16 protein-coding genes are annotated in these 16797 nt (G+C 61.7%); 7 read left to right on the top strand and 9 right to left on the bottom strand.

Features of this window, described 5'->3' with window-relative positions:
• Positions 1-53: 53 nt before the first annotated feature.
• The 9 genes from BQ7355_RS02475 to rpmH form a co-directional block, all read right to left on the bottom strand.
• Positions 54-317 carry a hypothetical protein gene (locus BQ7355_RS02475; protein ID WP_240307295.1) on the bottom strand — a complete coding sequence of 88 codons (264 nt, stop codon included), beginning with the start codon at positions 315-317 and terminating at the stop codon, positions 54-56.
• The gene (locus tag BQ7355_RS02470) at positions 314-1132 is read right to left on the bottom strand and encodes a ParB/RepB/Spo0J family partition protein (protein ID WP_072415860.1); all 819 of its coding nucleotides are present in this window, start codon (positions 1130-1132) and stop codon (positions 314-316) included. The genes BQ7355_RS02475 and BQ7355_RS02470 overlap by 4 nt, the downstream gene beginning before the upstream one ends.
• Before the next feature lie 46 nt (positions 1133-1178).
• The gene (locus BQ7355_RS02465) at positions 1179-1979 is read right to left on the bottom strand and encodes a ParA family protein (protein ID WP_072414787.1); all 801 of its coding nucleotides are present in this window, start codon (positions 1977-1979) and stop codon (positions 1179-1181) included.
• Positions 1980-2082: 103 nt separating this feature from the next.
• A complete protein-coding gene (gene rsmG / locus BQ7355_RS02460; RefSeq protein ID WP_072414786.1) occupies positions 2083-2847 on the bottom strand; it encodes a 16S rRNA (guanine(527)-N(7))-methyltransferase RsmG in 765 nt (254 codons plus the stop codon).
• 106 nt (positions 2848-2953) lie between these two features.
• Positions 2954-3508 (bottom strand): Jag family protein, encoded by a 555-nt coding sequence (locus BQ7355_RS02455; RefSeq protein WP_072414785.1) that lies wholly within the window; start codon positions 3506-3508, stop codon positions 2954-2956.
• A 56-nt stretch (positions 3509-3564) separates the two neighbouring features.
• Positions 3565-4341, bottom strand: a complete 777-nt coding sequence (locus BQ7355_RS02450) for a YidC/Oxa1 family membrane protein insertase (protein ID WP_072414784.1) — start codon at positions 4339-4341, stop codon at positions 3565-3567.
• A 31-nt stretch (positions 4342-4372) separates the two neighbouring features.
• Positions 4373-4606 carry a membrane protein insertion efficiency factor YidD gene (yidD, locus tag BQ7355_RS02445; RefSeq protein WP_072414783.1) on the bottom strand — a complete coding sequence of 78 codons (234 nt, stop codon included), beginning with the start codon at positions 4604-4606 and terminating at the stop codon, positions 4373-4375.
• Positions 4596-4937 carry a ribonuclease P protein component gene (gene rnpA, locus BQ7355_RS02440; RefSeq protein ID WP_072414782.1) on the bottom strand — a complete coding sequence of 114 codons (342 nt, stop codon included), beginning with the start codon at positions 4935-4937 and terminating at the stop codon, positions 4596-4598. The genes yidD and rnpA overlap by 11 nt, the downstream gene beginning before the upstream one ends.
• 15 nt (positions 4938-4952) lie before the next feature.
• On the bottom strand, positions 4953-5096 hold the full coding sequence (gene rpmH / locus BQ7355_RS02435) for a 50S ribosomal protein L34 (protein WP_022387171.1): 144 nt from the start codon (positions 5094-5096) through the stop codon (positions 4953-4955).
• Positions 5097-5475: 379 nt separating this feature from the next.
• Between rpmH and BQ7355_RS02430 the strand changes: the two genes are divergently transcribed.
• The 7 genes from BQ7355_RS02430 to gyrA all read left to right on the top strand — a co-directional run bounded on the left by BQ7355_RS02430 (position 5476) and on the right by gyrA (position 16682).
• Entirely contained in the window at positions 5476-6756 is a 1281-nt protein-coding gene (locus BQ7355_RS02430; RefSeq protein WP_072414781.1) for an ATP-binding protein, read from the top strand.
• A gap of 18 nt (positions 6757-6774) precedes the next feature.
• Entirely contained in the window at positions 6775-8562 is a 1788-nt protein-coding gene (locus tag BQ7355_RS02425) for a DnaA ATPase domain-containing protein (protein WP_072414780.1), read from the top strand.
• 236 nt (positions 8563-8798) lie between these two features.
• Positions 8799-9902, top strand: a complete 1104-nt coding sequence (gene dnaN / locus BQ7355_RS02420; protein ID WP_072414779.1) for a DNA polymerase III subunit beta — start codon at positions 8799-8801, stop codon at positions 9900-9902.
• Positions 9903-9912: 10 nt separating this feature from the next.
• Positions 9913-11016, top strand: coding sequence for a DNA replication/repair protein RecF (gene recF / locus BQ7355_RS02415; RefSeq protein ID WP_072414778.1), 1104 nt, complete (start codon positions 9913-9915; stop codon positions 11014-11016).
• Complete coding sequence (locus BQ7355_RS02410; RefSeq protein WP_072414777.1) at positions 11013-11558, top strand: DciA family protein; 546 nt, start codon at positions 11013-11015, stop codon at positions 11556-11558. The genes recF and BQ7355_RS02410 overlap by 4 nt, the downstream gene beginning before the upstream one ends.
• Positions 11559-11684: 126 nt before the next feature.
• Entirely contained in the window at positions 11685-13709 is a 2025-nt protein-coding gene (gene gyrB / locus BQ7355_RS02405) for a DNA topoisomerase (ATP-hydrolyzing) subunit B (protein WP_072415859.1), read from the top strand.
• Positions 13710-13922: 213 nt separating this feature from the next.
• Positions 13923-16682, top strand: a complete 2760-nt coding sequence (gyrA, locus tag BQ7355_RS02400; protein WP_072415858.1) for a DNA gyrase subunit A — start codon at positions 13923-13925, stop codon at positions 16680-16682.
• Positions 16683-16797: the final 115 nt, after the last annotated feature.

The raw sequence follows: 16797 nt of genomic DNA, 5'->3' as shown, positions 1-16797 counted from the left end.
ATCCTATAAAACAGAGGGGCATTGCTGCCCCTCTGTTTATAAAGAACGACGTATTAATATCCGATCGATTCCCACTGGCTTGCAACCCAATCCTGATTGAATTTTGGATTTCGAGTTACCTGAGCTGTATGCAGCGCAACTTCCTCGCTCATCTCGCTCATCCGATCTTTCGAACGTTTCAATATGCCGTGCGTTAGCGATCCGATAGCCGTACGAAGTTCAGAGTTCGTTGCAATCGCATACCCGACAGCCGCACCGCATGCAACTCCAAGCACGATACAGCCAGCTCCGATGATCTTCTTCTTCGATACCATCATTCACCGTTCATCATACGATCAAGGATTTGAGCCAGCTCATCCTCATCTTTAAACTCGATCTCGATCTTGTTCTTGCCTCTTGTCGACTTGATACGAACATTGGTATTGAAGACACCGCGCAAGACTCGAGCAGCCTTCTTAAACGATTGAGGAGTGATAGGCCTTGGGGCTTTTGGCGTATCTCCGACTGAAAACAGTGGAGCAAGATTTTCAGTCGCACGAACCGACAATCCTTCCTGCACTACCTTTTCAGCAAGTTTGATACGCTGCTCTTCATAGGGTACGGCAAGAATTGCACGTGCATGTCCAGCCGTAAGCCTCCCATCAAAGAGATATTGCTGCACGGGCTCGGGGAGATCAAGGAGTCGCAGGGAATTCGTGATTGCAGAACGGGATTTCGAAACCGCCTTGGACAGTGCTTCCTGTGTCATTCCGCTCTGCTTAATGAGCTGTTTATAGCCCTTTGCCTCTTCAATGGGATTCAAGTCCGATCGCTGTAGATTCTCTATCAGTGCAATCTCGAGCATTTTCTGATCATCAACATCTTTGATGATCACCGGTACTTCTGTAAGTCCGGCGATTTTGGAAGCTTGGTAACGGCGCTCTCCCGCAATGATCTCATAACCTTCGGCATCTTTACGAACCAGAAGAGGTTGCAGCACACCATGCTCAGCAATCGAATCACTCAACTCATTGAGTTCTGCATCGTTGAAATGTGTGCGAGGCTGATTAGGGTTCGGATGAATGGACTCGATGGCCACCATCGAGTCTGCAGTCACCGCTGAACCGCCTGTTTCAGACTGTGCCTCCTGTATCAATGAACCAAGACCACGTCCAAGTGCTTTCTTTTTCGGCTTTGGGCTAGGCACGACGAATCACCTCTTTCGCTAGGTCCACATAGGCTTTCGCACCCTTATTATTCGGGGCATACGTGACCACAGACATTCCGAACGATGGGGCTTCTGAGACCTTTACCGAACGCGGAATGCAAGTCTTAAACGCCTTATCTCCAAAGTAATTCTGCACCTCTTCAACAACCTGATTCGATAGCGATGTACGCGAATCATACATCGTCAGAAGGACACCAAACGTATCGAGTTCACGATTGATTCGGCCTTTGACCATTCTCATCGATTCAAGTAACTTGGTTACTCCCTCAAGAGCATAATACTCGCATTGAATCGGAATCAACACGCTATCCGCAGCTGTAAGCGCATTGATTGTCAACAGGCCCAAAGAAGGCGGACAATCGATGAATATGAAATCAAACTCGTCAACAACCGGTCCAAGCAGGTCTTTCAAGCGCGTCTCACGTGCCATCGTGGAGACCAGCTCAATCTCTGCTCCTGCAAGCTGAATAGTTGCTGGAATAACGAATACCTTTTTACAGCCTGTATCCTGTATGATCTGCTCTGCCGGCACATCATGAAGCAGGGCATCGTATACACAGTTTTCAAGCTCTTCTTTTTCTATTCCGAAGCCGCTTGTCGTGTTGCCCTGTGGGTCGAAATCGACAACGAGCGTCTTCTTGTTTTGCTCACCTAAAGCTGCAGCAAGATTTACCGCCGTCGTTGACTTGCCGACACCACCCTTCTGATTAATGATCGCAATGATTCTGGTGTCCTTTGCACTTTTAGATCGCTTGACGTCTCTAAAACCCACGTCACCCTCCCATGTTTCTGCAGTATTTGGATGTCTGGATGTTTCACGTGAAACACTTGAGACAGACTGATCATCACAGATCATTATGTTTCACGTGAAACAATCATGCAAGCGGGTTCTTCCTTGCGAGACCAGTGGCACGCGGAAGCAGTAGTGCTGCTTGATGAGACTTCTTGAACTTAAGAATCTCACGATGTCCGTAATCGCCGGGCAACTCAAAGGTATTGTGCTCAATCAAGGAGAAACCGCACTGTTTTGCTGCATTGACTCCTTGGTTGAGCTCATCGTCATCAAGGTTCCCCTTCGAGAGGATAAGGTGCCCTTCTTTGGCGGTAAGCGGTGATGCATATTCAAGAAGAACATTTAATGGGGCGAGTGCACGAGCAACTACAAGATCATAAGCATTTCGATGCGTACGTGCATGATCCTCTAAGCGTGCGTGCACACCGCGAACACCATCAATGTTGAGCGCATCAACGATCGCATTGACAGCTTTGATCTTCTTTCCAACAGAATCAAGAAGATCAGCCTTAAGCGAACATATAACAGCCAACGGAATACCAGGGAATCCAGGGCCGGTTCCCATATCAAGCATATAGGTAGACGATGAGGGCACATACGGAAGAAGGGTTAAAGAATCCAGTATGTGCAAGACAATCGCATCGTCCAAGTCAACAATACGCGTAAGATTGATATATTCATTGACCTGCTCAACATAGAGCAAGTGTTCGACACATACCTTTAAATCCTCAGGATTGCAGGTAGGGGAAATGTACTTCACCAATGAGATCAGGGAGTCTGTACAGGAAGAAACAAGTGATTGATCGAGATCTTTAAGTACGATGGGACGTGAATCGGTAACACCCATAAGGATCCCTTCTCCATGTTGAGTGACTGAAATCAGTGTATCAAGAACTTGAGACAAAAAAGGGCGCATCACAAGGATGCGCCCTTTGGAAACTATAGAAGGAGGCTTAAAGAGCAACGATCACGACACGACGCTCAGGATCGGTTCCCTCAGAATGCGTATCGACGCGTTCATCCTCACGCAGAGCAATGTGCACCAGACGACGCTCATACGCACTCATCGGTGGGAGGCTCACAGAACCATGCTGACGGACAGCACGAGAAGCGGCAGACCGTGCCATGGAGATAACCTTGTCGTGACGACGAGACTTATAACCCTCAACATCGACAGCGACGGGATAGCGGAATCCAAGCCTACGGCTCACTAAAAGAGAGAACAGAGACTGCAGAGACTCAAGGGTGCGGCCGTGACGTCCAATGAGAACAGCGAGATCCGGGGCCGTAACATCGAGAATGAGCTCACCCTCGTCGCCTTCATACTCGTCAATAGGGGAATCAGCGGCATCGAAAAACGCGAGCAAATCTCGAAGTACCGTTATGGCAACATCGGCGACCGTATCAAGCTCTTCATCGGTCAGCTCCTCGCCAGCTTTGTACTTACGTGCAATCTCCGGGTATGCCCCAGATACCTCTACGACTTCTGTGCTGAGTTCTTCAGACATGGTAACTCCATTACTTAGGTACCAAACAAAGTTCGAATCCCACGTATGTGTATTGACTAGCTCTTCTTGTGCGGACGCGCCTTGCGCTCACGGCGAACCACATCGACCTCAATGGGAGCATTCGCGAGTCGCTCCTCCTCTTCGGCCTTGGCCTTGTCGATAACCTTCTGGGTGACGAAGATCTGCTGGACAACCTGCCACGTCGAGGATACGTCGTAATACAGGAGAACGCCCGCGGGCAGGCCCCAGCCCATCCAAAGCATCATGATCGTCATGATGACCGAGGTCATGCGCATGGTCTGCGCCTGAGCACCCGTCTGATTACGAGACATGTACAGCTGCGGAATGATCATGAGCAGGCCGAACAGCAGCAGGGCAATCATGTAAGGCGCGGAGACGGCAAGACCTTGGCCGAACATGGAGCCAGGCGTGGCAGTAAGATCCGGCAGGATGTTAAAGAAGGCGAAGGTGGAGACCTCGCCGCCGAAATAATGCGGCAGGTCGCGGAGCAGCGTAAAGAGCGCGACGAGGATGGGCATCTGGATCAGCAGGGGCAGGCACCCGCCCAGGGGCGAGAACTGATTCTCCGCATAGAACTTCTGCATCTCCTCGGCCTGGCGCTGAGGATCGTCGGCATAGCGCTCCTGGATCTCCATGAGCTTGGGCTGCAGCACCTGCATGCGAGCGGTAGCCTTGGACGACTTGACCATCAGCGGCGTGAGCAGGAGACGGATGATGACGACCAGGATGATGATAGCGAGGCCCCAGTCGACCGTGAAACCCTGGATGAGCTTCAGGATTTCGAACAGGATGTTAACGATCCAATCCCACATGGTGTTGTTTCCTCCGATACGAATCGTGCCCTTACGGCACGGGGTCATAACCTCCGTGGTGCAGCGGATTGCAGCGAACGATACGGCGCAACCCGATCCAGATGCCGCGGAGGGCGCCGTATCGGGCGACGGCCTCGATCATGTACTGCGAGCAGCTGGGCGTATAGATGCATGCAGGCGGAAACAGCGGCGACAGGGCGCGTTGATAAAAACGCACCGCCCCGACGACGAGGCGCCGGGGTAGGTGCGACAGATTACGCAGCATGCGTACGCTCGATACCGGCTCGCGCACACAGGCGCACCAGGGCATCTTGCATCTCTTGCGGGGAGGACGATGCCGTCGCGGGGGTCGCGAGCAGAATGACATCCCAGCCGGAAGCGGGCAGACCCACAGCGCGGGCCACCTCTCTGAGCACGCGCTTCGAGCGATTGCGCAGCGGAGCGCACCCGAGGCGCTTAGCTGCGACGAAGGCGACCCGTCCGGGGTCGCCTTCGTGAATGCAATCGGACACGACCATGCGAATGTTCGGATGGTTGAAGCGCCTGCCTTGCGTGAATACGCGTTCGAAATCCTGCCGAGACTTAATCGTCCTCATGCGAGACGCGCGAGTTTACTTGTCGCTGACGGTGAGGCGCTTGCGGCCCTTGGCGCGACGACGAGCGAGAACGGCGCGGCCGCCCTTGGTCGCCATGCGGGCACGGAAGCCGTGGGTCTTGGCACGCTTACGCTTGTTCGGCTGATAAGTACGCTTCATGGTGGTAGTCCTCCTGCTGCATTTTGCGTTGTGCGCACGCGTGATGCGCACACGATATAGACACGTGAGCTTTAAGATTGTAGGGAATCGCCGCATGGAATGTCAACGAAACCTCATGAAATCGTTGCAACTGCGCCCAAACTGTGCAGACCTCGCGAATGGACATCCGACGACCGATGAGGTCTCCACTCTACTTTTCATCATCTTTCACAGACTTTTCCACAGGCAAACTTGAAGATGTTGATAACTTTTCAGTTCTTTTCTTCACTTTTCAACATCTTTTGAAAAGTTGTTGAAAGAATGCAGCTGCCCGCTGAATGTTTCCACGGGCCAGCTGGTATCCTTGTGGAACACACGTCAAAGAGAATGCGGCGGCACCATGTCTGATGATTTCTACCCCTTCGTTGACTCCGGGGACCCGACCCCGGACAACGCTCACCTCACCGGGAGGCCGGAACGGCCGGAGTCCCCGGGGGCGGAAGAGGCCCCGGGCGGGCGGGCCGCTGCATACGCTTGCCGCATCGCGGTGTACGACGACATGCTGTCGGCACCGCGCGTCATCGTCATCGCGCCGTCGGACGTCCGGACATTCCTTGAGGAGATCACCAATACCGTCTACCGCTGCATGAAGGAGCAGGGAGGCTCCATCTCCCTTCAGGTGATCCGCGAGATCTGCGAAAACTTCATCCATGCGGACTTCCAGGAGCCGACGATCTCCGTCCTCGACGGGGGAAACACCATACGCTTCGCGGACCAGGGTCCCGGGATTGCGGACAAGGAGCGCGCGTTCGAGTTCGGCGTGACGAGCGCCGACCGCGAGCAGAAACGCTACATACGCGGCACGGGATCGGGTTTCCCCATCGTCCAGGATTACCTGACCCACATGGGGGGCGCGGTGTCCATAGAGGACAACATGGGCGCGGGAACGGTCGTGACCGTCACGCTCGACCCCGCCCGCGTGGTCGAGATCGAGCGGGCGCATGCCCGGGGGGCGGCCGTTCGGCCCGACTGCTCGGGATGGACGCCGGCCGGGCCGAGTGCGTGGCCGGCTCAGCCCCAGGTGACGGCCGACAGCGCAACGTGGGGCGGAGGCGCACCCGCGGCGCCGTCCGATCCATGGGCGGGCGGCCAGGCGCTCGGCCCGCAGCAACCGATGGCATACCCGCAGCAGATGCCCGCGGGAGCGCAGGCACAGGTGGCAATGGGCGGAATGCAGGCACAGCCGTGGACGAATCAGATCCCCTGGCCTCAACAGCAGGCCCAGGGCGGCGCATACGGCCAACCCTGGAACCAGGGAAGCTGGCACGTCCAGCAAAGCCCGGCAGCATGGCAGCAGCCCCAGGCGATGCCGTGGGGAGGCGGCTGGCCGCAGCCGATGGGCGGAGGCTACCCCACCGCGCCCGGTCAGGCCGGAGCGCCGGGCGCCCCGGGAGCGCAGGCCGCGGGCGCCTACCATGCAAGCGAGCGGGGCCAGGCTGCGCTCGCATACATCCAGCAGCATGGAAGCTGCGGCCCCACGGAGCTCACCTGCGCGCTCGGGTCCTCAAACCCGACGTGGTCGCGCGAGCTCGCAACGCTCGCGCGCAGCGGGCTCATCATCAAACAGGGCCAGAAGTACGTATTGACCGATATGGGCAGCATGTGGCTGCAAGGACAGTAAAGGCGGGAGTGACGCAAGATGGATAACGAAGCCCAGATGCTACTCGATGACGCCATCGACTTCTGCCGGCGCGACGGCCTGGAGGCGCGGCTCATCAACATGCTGTCGCAATCTCAGGCGATACGCCTTACCGAAGAGACGCTCACCGTCCAGGCGCCGAGCCGATTCGCCCACACCTACCTGGAAAAGCAACGGGCGACCATAGAGGGATACCTGGAGCAGATCGCCTTCGCACCGATAGCGCTCGAGCTCGTCGCGGAGGGGGCGGCGGCGAGCCCGGTCGAGCCGTCGAACCCGCAGACCCCGGAGCAGGCGCCCGCGACGCGCCCGTCGGGCGCCGCCGCACGGACCGCCGCCCCCGGAGCCTCCATGCCGCCGGCATCGAACGCACGGGAGCAGGCGGGAGCGCCGGCCGAGGACGCCCTCGCCCAGATACGCGCAGCCGCGGCGGCGGCGCGGGCGGCGATGGGCCAGCAGGAAGCAGAGCCCCCGGCCACGGGGGCCAGCGGATGGCAGGCGGCGCCCCATCCGGGCCGCGCGCCGCTCGGGGCGCCCGACGGCGCGCGGCAGGTTCGCATCAACAACACCATGTCCCCCAAGGCGTTCCAGGCGATGATCGGACGCGAGGCGGAGCCGGCGGCTCCGGCGGCGATCGAGCAGGCAACCGAAAAACCGGCGGAAAGCGCCGGGGCGGCCGTGGGCGTCATGTCTAAATTCACCTTTGAGAACTTCGTCTCGGGCGCCGAGAACATGCACGCGTACCGCAGCGCGCAGTATTTCGCGGCGCTCGCCGACGAGCCGGGGCAGTACACGAACCTGTTCATCTACGGAAACTCGGGCCTGGGCAAGACCCACCTGCTCTTCGCCATCAAGAACTACATCGAGCACGAGCTCCCCGGAACGCGCGTCAAATACGCCAACAGCCAGTCGTACCTCAACGACTACATGCGCAACCTGGGGCTCCAGCGCAAGCCCGGCGAGATGATCATGAGCGAGTACCGGGACGCGGACGTGCTGATCATCGACGACATCCAAAACATCGTGGGCAAGCAGGCGAGCGTCGAGTTCTTCTTCCAGCTCGTGGACGAGTTTATGCGCACGGGCAAGAAGCTCGCCATCGCGTCCGACCGCGCGCCCAAGAAGCTCGGCATGGACGAGCGCCTCACGAGCCGCTTCAACGCCGGCATGCTCTGCCTGGTCTCGGAACCCGGCTTCGAGATGAAGTACACCATCCTCAAGAACTACCACGAGCGGGCGCGCCGAAGCGCCGAGGAGGCCCGCACGTCCGGGCCGTCGATCCTCGGGTCCGCCCCGTTCACGGTGGGGGAGCTGACCGACGAGCAGCTCCGTCACATGGCCGAGATATCGGGCAACAACATCCGCGAGCTCGAGGGTTTCTGCGAGCGGTGCGCCGGCCTCTCCGCCGAGCGCGAGCAGGCCGGATCGGCGCTCGCGAGCTCCGACATCGACGCGGTCGCCGAGGAGTACTTCGACACGCAGCACAAGGTGATTCGACCGGGAACCGTGCAGGCGGTCGTGGAGGACTTCTACCAGGTCAGCCACGAGGACCTCATCGGACGCAAGCAGACGAAGAACGTCGCCTTCCCCCGCCACGTCGCCATCTACCTCATCAACACGATGTGCGAGATGTCGCTCAAGGCCGTGGGGGCGGAGTTCGGGCGCGACCACACGACCGTGCTCCACAGCCTCAAGGTCATCGAGAAGAAGCTTCAGGACAAGGAGGGGGACCCGCACTTCGCCGAAGATATCCAGCAGCTGCGCAACATCATTCGGCTTCGCTCGTAGCATGTGGAAAACCCACGGGAAACTCGTTTGAAAAGCAGTTGGAAAGCGCGCATCATGAGTGGAACTCTGGACGGCCGCTTGAGGGCTGTTGAAAAGCACCCCGGTGTTCCACAGCGGCACCGTGGATTCTTTTCCTGCTCCCACCTGCGCAGATTCCGATTTTCCACATCGTCCACCGACTTATTACTACTATTTACTCATATATATCTATAGATATAAGAAAGAAAGGCACGCACATGAGGTTCACCGTCAGCCAGCCGGCACTCTCCGAGGCACTCGCCACCGTCATGAAGGGCGTGGCGAGCGCGAGCACGCTCCCCATCCTGTCCGGCGTGCTCATCCGCGCCACCGACGGGGTCCTCGAGTTCCAGACCTCCAACTACACCATCTCCATCCGCCATCGCATCGCCGCCCGCGTCGAGGAAGAGGGCGAGATGGTCGTCCCGTGCAAGATGCTCTCGAACATCACCAAGACCCTCCCCGATGCCCCGGTCTCCTTCGAGGTCGCCGAGCGCCAGGTCTCCATCACCTGCGAGAAGAGCTCGTTCAGGCTCAATACGCTCGATGCGGGCGACTTCCCGGAGTTCCCGGCCTTCGCGCTCGAGAGCTCCGTCGAGCTGCCCGCGAACATCCTCACGGAGATGGTGGGGCGCGTGTGGCGCGTTACGTCCACGGACAAGAACCGCCCCGTCCTCAACGGCGTGTACATGACGGTCGAGAACAACACCGTGCGTCTCGTCGCGACGGATTCCTACCGTCTCGCGGTGTGCGACACGCAGGTCGAGACATCCTCGCTCGAGGGGAGCTTCGAGCTCAACGTGCCCGCGGAGGCGTTCAACGACGCGCTGTCCATCACCGGCGGCCAGGGCATGATCATGATCGGGTCGACGGACACCCAGGTCGTGTTCGTCGCAGGCAACACCACCTACGTGTCTCGCCGTATCGAGGGCGTGTACCCCAACTACAAGGCCCTGCTCCCCGCCAGCTGCGCCACCAAGGTGAAGATCGACGTCGAAGCGTTCTCCGCGGCGCTCAAGCGCGTGGCCGTCATCGCGCAGGCGAACTCGGCGGTCAAGTTCGAGATCGACGCTGAGGCGGGCCTCATGGGGCTCTCCGCGATCTCCAACGACCAGGACCTCGCGAGCGAGACCGTCGACGTCGAGGTCGAGGGCGCGTCCGGCGTCATCGCGTTCAACTACCACTACATCTTCGGGTGCCTGAACGCCATCTCCCGCGAGAAGGAGATCACGCTCGAGCTGCAGTCCTACAGCCAGGCGGGCATCTTCAAGTCCTACGACAAGATCAACTACCTGTATCTCGTCATGCCCGTCCGCATCTAGCGCCCCTCGCATGTCCATCACCGCCCGCACCCTCGCGGTGCGCAACTTCCGCAGCTACGCCGACTACCTCCTGGAGCTCTCCGCGGGCACCACGGTGCTCGTCGGTCCCAACGCCGCGGGGAAGACCAATCTCGTGGAGGCCCTGCAGCTCTGCTGCTCAGCCGCTTCGTTCCGCCGCCCCTCGCCGGCCGACCTGGTTCGGCATGGGGAGCACCGATGTGCCCTCGAGCTCGCGCTCGAGGGCGAGGGGCGCGTGCTCGAGCTGGGGGTCGCGGTGGACGGCGGCAAGCGCTCGTTCGTGCGCAACGGGAAGCGCTGCCGAGCCGCGTCCATCCGCGGCGTGCTCCCGAGCATCCTGTTCTGCCCCGACGACCTCGACATGGTGAAGCGCGGCGCCCGCGTGCGCCGCGAGGCGCTCGACGGTTTCGGTGTCCAGCTCAACGCCGGATACGCCCAGCTCGTGTCCTCCTACGCGCGTGCCGTCGAGCAGCGGAACAGCCTCCTCAAGGACCCGTGCGCCTCGCGCGATCTCCTGTTCGCGTGGGACGAGGCGCTCGTCCGCGCCGGATCGGCGGTTCTTCAGCACCGGTCGGCCCTGCTGGAGCGGGTGCGGGCGCACCTCGTCGCCGCGTACGCGGCGATCGCTCCACGTGAAACGGTCGACGTCCGCTACCGCTCGACGGTCTTGCCGGACGCCGCCGCCGGATTGCCCCGCGACCGCGAGCAGATCGCGGACCTCTTCCGCGCCGCGCTTGCATCCAGCGCCCCAGAGGAGGCGCGCCGCGGCATGACGCTCGTGGGCCCCCATAGGGACGAGGTCGAATTCCTCGTCGACGGCCGCCCCGCCCGCTCCTTCGCGAGCCAGGGGCAGCAGCGAAGCCTCGTGCTCGCGTGGAAGGTCGCCGAGGTCCGCGTCACGCGCGATATCCTCGGCCGCCCGCCGCTCCTGCTGCTCGACGACGTGATGAGCGAGCTCGACGCGGTGCGCAGGGCAGCCATCATGGAGCTCGCCGCCGACGAGGTCCAGACCGTCATAACCACGACGAACCTTGGGTATTTCGACGAGGGGGCCCTGGAATCCTCCCGGGTCGTCCGGATCGGAGGGGATCGATGAGCGACCGGGCCGGCGGGGCGCGCGGCGTCGGGGACTTCATGGCGGCCGAGCGCGCCCGCATCCTCGCGGCGGCGACCCCCGAGCGGCGCGAGCAGATGCGCGCCGCCGAGGGGTCGGCGCGCGTGATCCGCGCCTGGAGCGCCGTCGTCGCCGGCACGCGCGAGGCGGCGCATGTGAGCGGCGTTCGCTACCTGCCAGAATCCAACAAGTTGCTCGTGTACGCCGACTCGGAGGCGATGGCCTGCGAGCTCACGATGGCGCGCGAGATCCTGCGCGCCCGCATGGAGCGCGCCGGCGCGAGCATCGACGGGTTCGTGATCAAGGTCTCGCGCGCCGAGTATCAGTCTCCCGCCCAGCGCGCGGCCGCCGCGGCGGCGGGGTCCGCCCAGGATGGTCGCCGCGGCGGCTCGTCGGCGATCGGGCTCACGCCCGAGCAAGAGTCCGCCCTCGACGAGAGCGTGAGCCCGATCGCCGACGAGCGCCTCGCCCGAGCGCTCAAAAACGCCATGAAGGCGAGTTTTGAGCATGAGGTCACCGGGTAGCCCCCCAACGCGCCGCAAACGGCGTCTGGTGGCTTTGTAGGGGTATTTCAACGTTGAAGGGATGCCCGATAATCTCCGGTAGAATGGTTAGGTTCACACCATATCGTTCAAGAGAAGGGGATGTGCGTGGCGAAAGAGAACGAATACGGCGGAAGCGAGATCAAGGTCCTCGAGGGGCTCGAGGCCGTTCGCGTCCGACCGGGCATGTATATCGGCTCGACTTCCTCGACGGGTCTACACCACCTGGTGTGGGAGATCGTCGACAACGCGGTCGACGAGGCGATGGCCGGGTTCTGCTCCGAGATCCGGGTCACCGTCCATGCGGACAACTCCATCACGGTCGTCGACAACGGCCGCGGCATCCCAGTCGACGAGCATCCGGTCAAGAAGATCCCGACCCTCGAGGTCGTCATGACGATCCTGCACGCCGGCGGCAAGTTCGACAACTCGGCCTATAAGGTCTCCGGCGGCCTGCACGGCGTCGGCGTCTCCGTCGTCAACGCGCTCTCCAAGAAGATGAACGTTCAGGTCCGCCGCGACGGCAAGGTCTTCGAGATGGAGTTCTCCCGCGGCAAGACCACGCAGAAGATGAAGGAGATCGGCGACTCCCCGTCGACGGGCACCACCGTCACCTTCTGGCCGGACGAGGAGATCTTCGAGACCACGGTCTACGACTACGATATCCTTCATGACCGCCTGCAGCAGACGGCATTTCTCAACAAGAACCTCAAGATCGTCCTGACCGACGAGCGCGAGTCGACGCCGCATGTCGAGGAATTCTGCTACGAGGGCGGCATCATCGACTTCGTCAAGTTCCTGAACGAGGGCAAGGACGTGCCCGACGGCCTCAAGAGCCCCATTTATCTGTCCGGTGCGTCCGAGGAGGGCGTCCCGGTCGACAAGACCGGCGAGGTCGAGGTCGCCATCCAGTGGAACACCTCGTACTCCGAGACGGTGATGAGCTTCGCCAACGACATCCGCACCATCGAGGGCGGCATGCACATGGAGGGCTTTCGCGCGGCGCTCACCAGCGTGATCAACGAATACGCACGCAAGAACGCCATCATCAAGGAGAAGGAGGGCAACCTCACGGGCGACGACATCCGCGAGGGCCTCACCGCCGTCGTCTCCGTCAAGCTCGCCGACCCGCAGTTCGAGGGGCAGACCAAGGCCAAGCTCGGCAGTTCCTTCATGCGCACCCTTACCCGCAAGGTCGTCTCGGAGGGCCTGTCCGACTATCTCGAGGAGCACCCCAAGCAGGCACGCGAGATCATCAAGAAGGCGCAGCAGGCGAGCAAGGCCCGCAACGCCGCTCGCAAGGCCCGCGAGGCGACGCGCCGCAAATCCCTGCTGGAGACGGCGAGCCTCCCCGGCAAGCTCGCCGACTGCTCGGTCCGAGAGCCCGAGATGACCGAGCTCTTCATCGTCGAGGGTGACTCGGCGGGCGGTTCGGCCAAGGACGGCCGCCGCCGAGACATCCAGGCGATCCTTCCTCTGCGCGGCAAGATCCTGAACGTCGAGCGCGTGGGCGACCACCGCGCCTTCTCGTCCGATACCATCCAGTCGCTCATCACCGCCATCGGCTGCGGCGTGACGACCGGAAACGGCGACGGCGGCGACTTCGACATCACCAAGGCCCGCTACCACAAGATCATCATCATGACGGACGCCGACGTCGACGGCGCCCATATTCGCATCCTGCTGCTGACCTTCTTCTACAAGTACATGCGCCCGCTCATCGACGCCGGCTACGTGTACGTCGCTTGCCCGCCGATCTTCGGCATCAAGGTCCGCAACAAGATCCACTACGTCTATCCCAACGGCCGTCAGGCTGAGGACGAGATCCTCCGCGACTCCATCGCCGCTCTCGGGCTCAATCCCGACGAGCCCGAGGACGAGCAGTCCAACGGCAAGGTCACCAAGAAGCGCCGCGGCTACACCGTCCAGCGCTACAAGGGCCTGGGAGAGATGGACCCCAAGCAGCTGGCCTCGACCACGATGGACCCCAAGACCCGCATCCTGCAGCGCGTCACCATCGAGGACGCCGTCGTGGCAGACCGCGCCGTCCGTGAGCTCATGGGCTCCGAGGTCGGGTACCGCCGCGAGTACATCGAGAAGCATGCACACGACGCTAGGTTCTTGGACGCCTGATGTTCCGCCGTTTTAACAAACGGCGGAATGACTCGACGCTGCGCGACTGTCAAGCACCACGTCTTGCCGTTCAATCGTCGGTCGCGTACCCAAGTACGCTTCCCTCCTCTTTCACGGCAATCCGAGGCACTTGCCAGCCGCTCGCTGACTGAGTACTCGACCTACAAGTCGAAACGAAACCACGACCGATAAGGAGTTTACGTGGCTGACGATATGAACAACGACGAGCTCGAGCGGGGCGGTGCGTCCGAGGGCATGCCCGAGGACCTCAGGCGCCTGCTCGCCCGCGCCAGCGAGGATGACGCCTCTGGCTACGATCCGGACGTCGAGTCCGACGAGGACGAGGATGACGACGAGGAGCTCGAGGAGAGCTTCGGCGCCAACGACCGCGGCGAGGACGCCGGCACGGACGTGAACGGCGGCTCGCTGCAGATCAGCGAGTTCGGCAAGGAAATGAAGCAGTCCTTCATCGAGTACTCGATGTCGGTCATCACCGCCCGCGCCCTGCCGGACGTCCGCGACGGCCTGAAGCCCGTCCACCGCCGCATCCTGTACGCGATGAACGAGAGCGGCATCTTCCCCAACCGCCCGCACAAGAAGTCCGCCTGGACGGTCGGCGAAGTCATCGGCAAGTACCACCCGCACGGCGACTCCGCGGTCTACGACACCATGGTCCGCCTCGCCCAGTGGTTCTCCATGCGCACCCCGCTCATCGACGGCCACGGCAACTTCGGCAACATCGACGGCGACGGCGCCGCCGCCATGCGTTACACCGAGTCCCGCCTGGCCAAGCCCGCCATGGAGCTCTTGCGCGACCTGCAGAAGGACACCGTCGACTGGCAGCCCAACTACGACGAGTCCCTCGCCGAGCCCACGGCGCTGCCCGCCCGCTTCCCCAACCTGCTGGTGAACGGCTCGCAGGGCATCGCGGTCGGCATGGCCACGAACATCGCCCCGCACAACATGGGGGAGGCCGTCGAGGCGACCTGCTACCTCATCGACCATCCCGACGCGACGGTCGACGAGCTCATGCAGATCATGCCAGGCCCCGACTTCCCCACGGGCGCCCTCATCATGGGCACCGACGGCATCCGCCAGTCCTACGAGACCGGTCGCGGCTCCATCACCGTGCGCGCCAAGGCGCACGTCGAGTCCACCAAGACGGGTCGCAACCGCCTGGTGTTCACCGAGATCCCGTACATGGTGAACAAGGGCACCCTGCAGGAGAAGATCGCGAGCCTCGTGAACGAGAAGCGCATCGAGGGAATCTCCGACATGCGCGACGAGTCCACGAGCAAGGGCCTGCGCCTCGTCATCGAGCTCAAGAAGGGCGTCATCCCGCAGGTCGTGCTCAACAACCTGTATAAGTACACCTCGCTGCAGACCACCTTCGGCGCGAACAACCTCGCGCTCGTGAACGGTATCCCCAAGCGCCTGTCGCTGCGCGAGATGCTGCAGCATTACATCGACCATCAGGTCGACGTGGTGACCCGCCGCACCCGCTTCGACCTCAAGAAGGCCCGTGCCCGCGCGCACATCCTCGAGGGCTACCTCATGGCCCTCGATCACATCGACGAGGTCATCTCCATCATCCGCTCATCGCGGACGGACGCCGAGGCCAGCAGCCGCCTCATCGAGCGCTTCGGCTTCTCCCCCGAGCAGACCGCGGCCATCCTCGAGATGAAGCTCCGCCGCCTCACCGGCCTCGAGCGCGACAAGATCGAGGAAGAGCTCGAGGGCCTGCGCCGCGCGATCGCCTACTACGAGGACCTGCTCGCGCACGAGGAGAAGATCCTCGGCGTGATCAAGGAGGAGATGCGCGAGATCGCCCGAAAGTTCGGCGACAAGCGCCGCACCCAGATCACCGCCGCCGAGAAGGACCTCAACGTCGAGGACCTCATCGCCGACGAGGACATGGTCGTCACCATCACCCATACCGGCTACGTGAAGCGCATCCCGGTGGCCGCCTACCGCGCCCAGAAGCGCGGCGGAAAGGGCGTCTCCGGCGTGAACCTCAAGGAAGATGACGTCATCGACGAGATGTTCATCGCCAGCACCCATGAGTACGTGCTCTTCTTCTCCAACCGCGGCAAGGTGTACCGCCTCAAGGTCCACGAGCTGCCCGAGGGCACGCGCCAGGCGCGCGGCACCGCGATCGTGAACCTGCTGCCGTTCGAGGATGGAGAGCAGATCGCGAGCGTGATCTCCTGCCGTGAGTTCCCGGACGACGAGTACCTGATGTTCGCCACCGCGGAGGGCATGGTCAAGAAGACCGTCATGAGTGCCTACGACCGCAGCCGGCGCGACGGCATCATCGCCATCAACCTCAAGAGCGGGGACGCCCTGCTCGGCGTCCGCCGCGTGAAGCCCGGCGACAAGATCATCCTGGCCTCCTCGGCGGGCAAGGCGATCATGTTCTCCGAGGATCAGGTCCGCGCCACCGGCCGCGACACGAGCGGTGTCCGCGGCATGTCCATGAAGGACGGCGCCAAGGTTCTGGGCATGGAGATCACCAACGGTCGCGGCGAGCTGGTCGTGGTCACCGAGCGCGGCTACGGCAAGCGCACCCCGATCGCCGACTACCCCGAGCAGAACCGCGGCGGCCAGGGTGTCTACACCATCCAGATGACCGATCGCAAGGGCGCCCTTGCGGCGATGAAGGTGGTCGGCCCGCAGCACGAGCTGTTCATCATCACCGAGGGCGCTACCGTCATCCGCGTGAAGACGACCGAGATCTCGCAGACGGGCCGCGCCACCCAGGGCGTGAAGATGATGTCCGTGGACGAGGGCGACCGCGTGTGCGCCGTGGCCCGCATGACGAGCGCCAAGAAGAAGGCCGCGGAGGCGGATGTTGCGGAGGGCCAGGAGGATTCTGGCCTGCCTGCGCCGGGAGCGGCGGAAGATTCGAGCGATGAGGGCCACGTCGACATCGGATCGGGCGACGAGGCTCTCGAGGACCTGCTCGACGAGTAACCGTCCTGAGACATGAGGCCCGCCGGGCCCGCCATCGGAGATGCATCCCGGTGGCGGGCCTCGTTGCATCCGTCCCCCGCGGGCGGGCTCGCCCGTCACCTGTCCGCCGTTTCGC

The sequence above is a fragment of the Collinsella phocaeensis genome (assembly GCF_900119895.1).
Lineage (GTDB): Bacteria > Actinomycetota > Coriobacteriia > Coriobacteriales > Coriobacteriaceae > Collinsella > Collinsella phocaeensis.
This window is presented reverse-complemented; position numbering and strand designations above follow the sequence as displayed.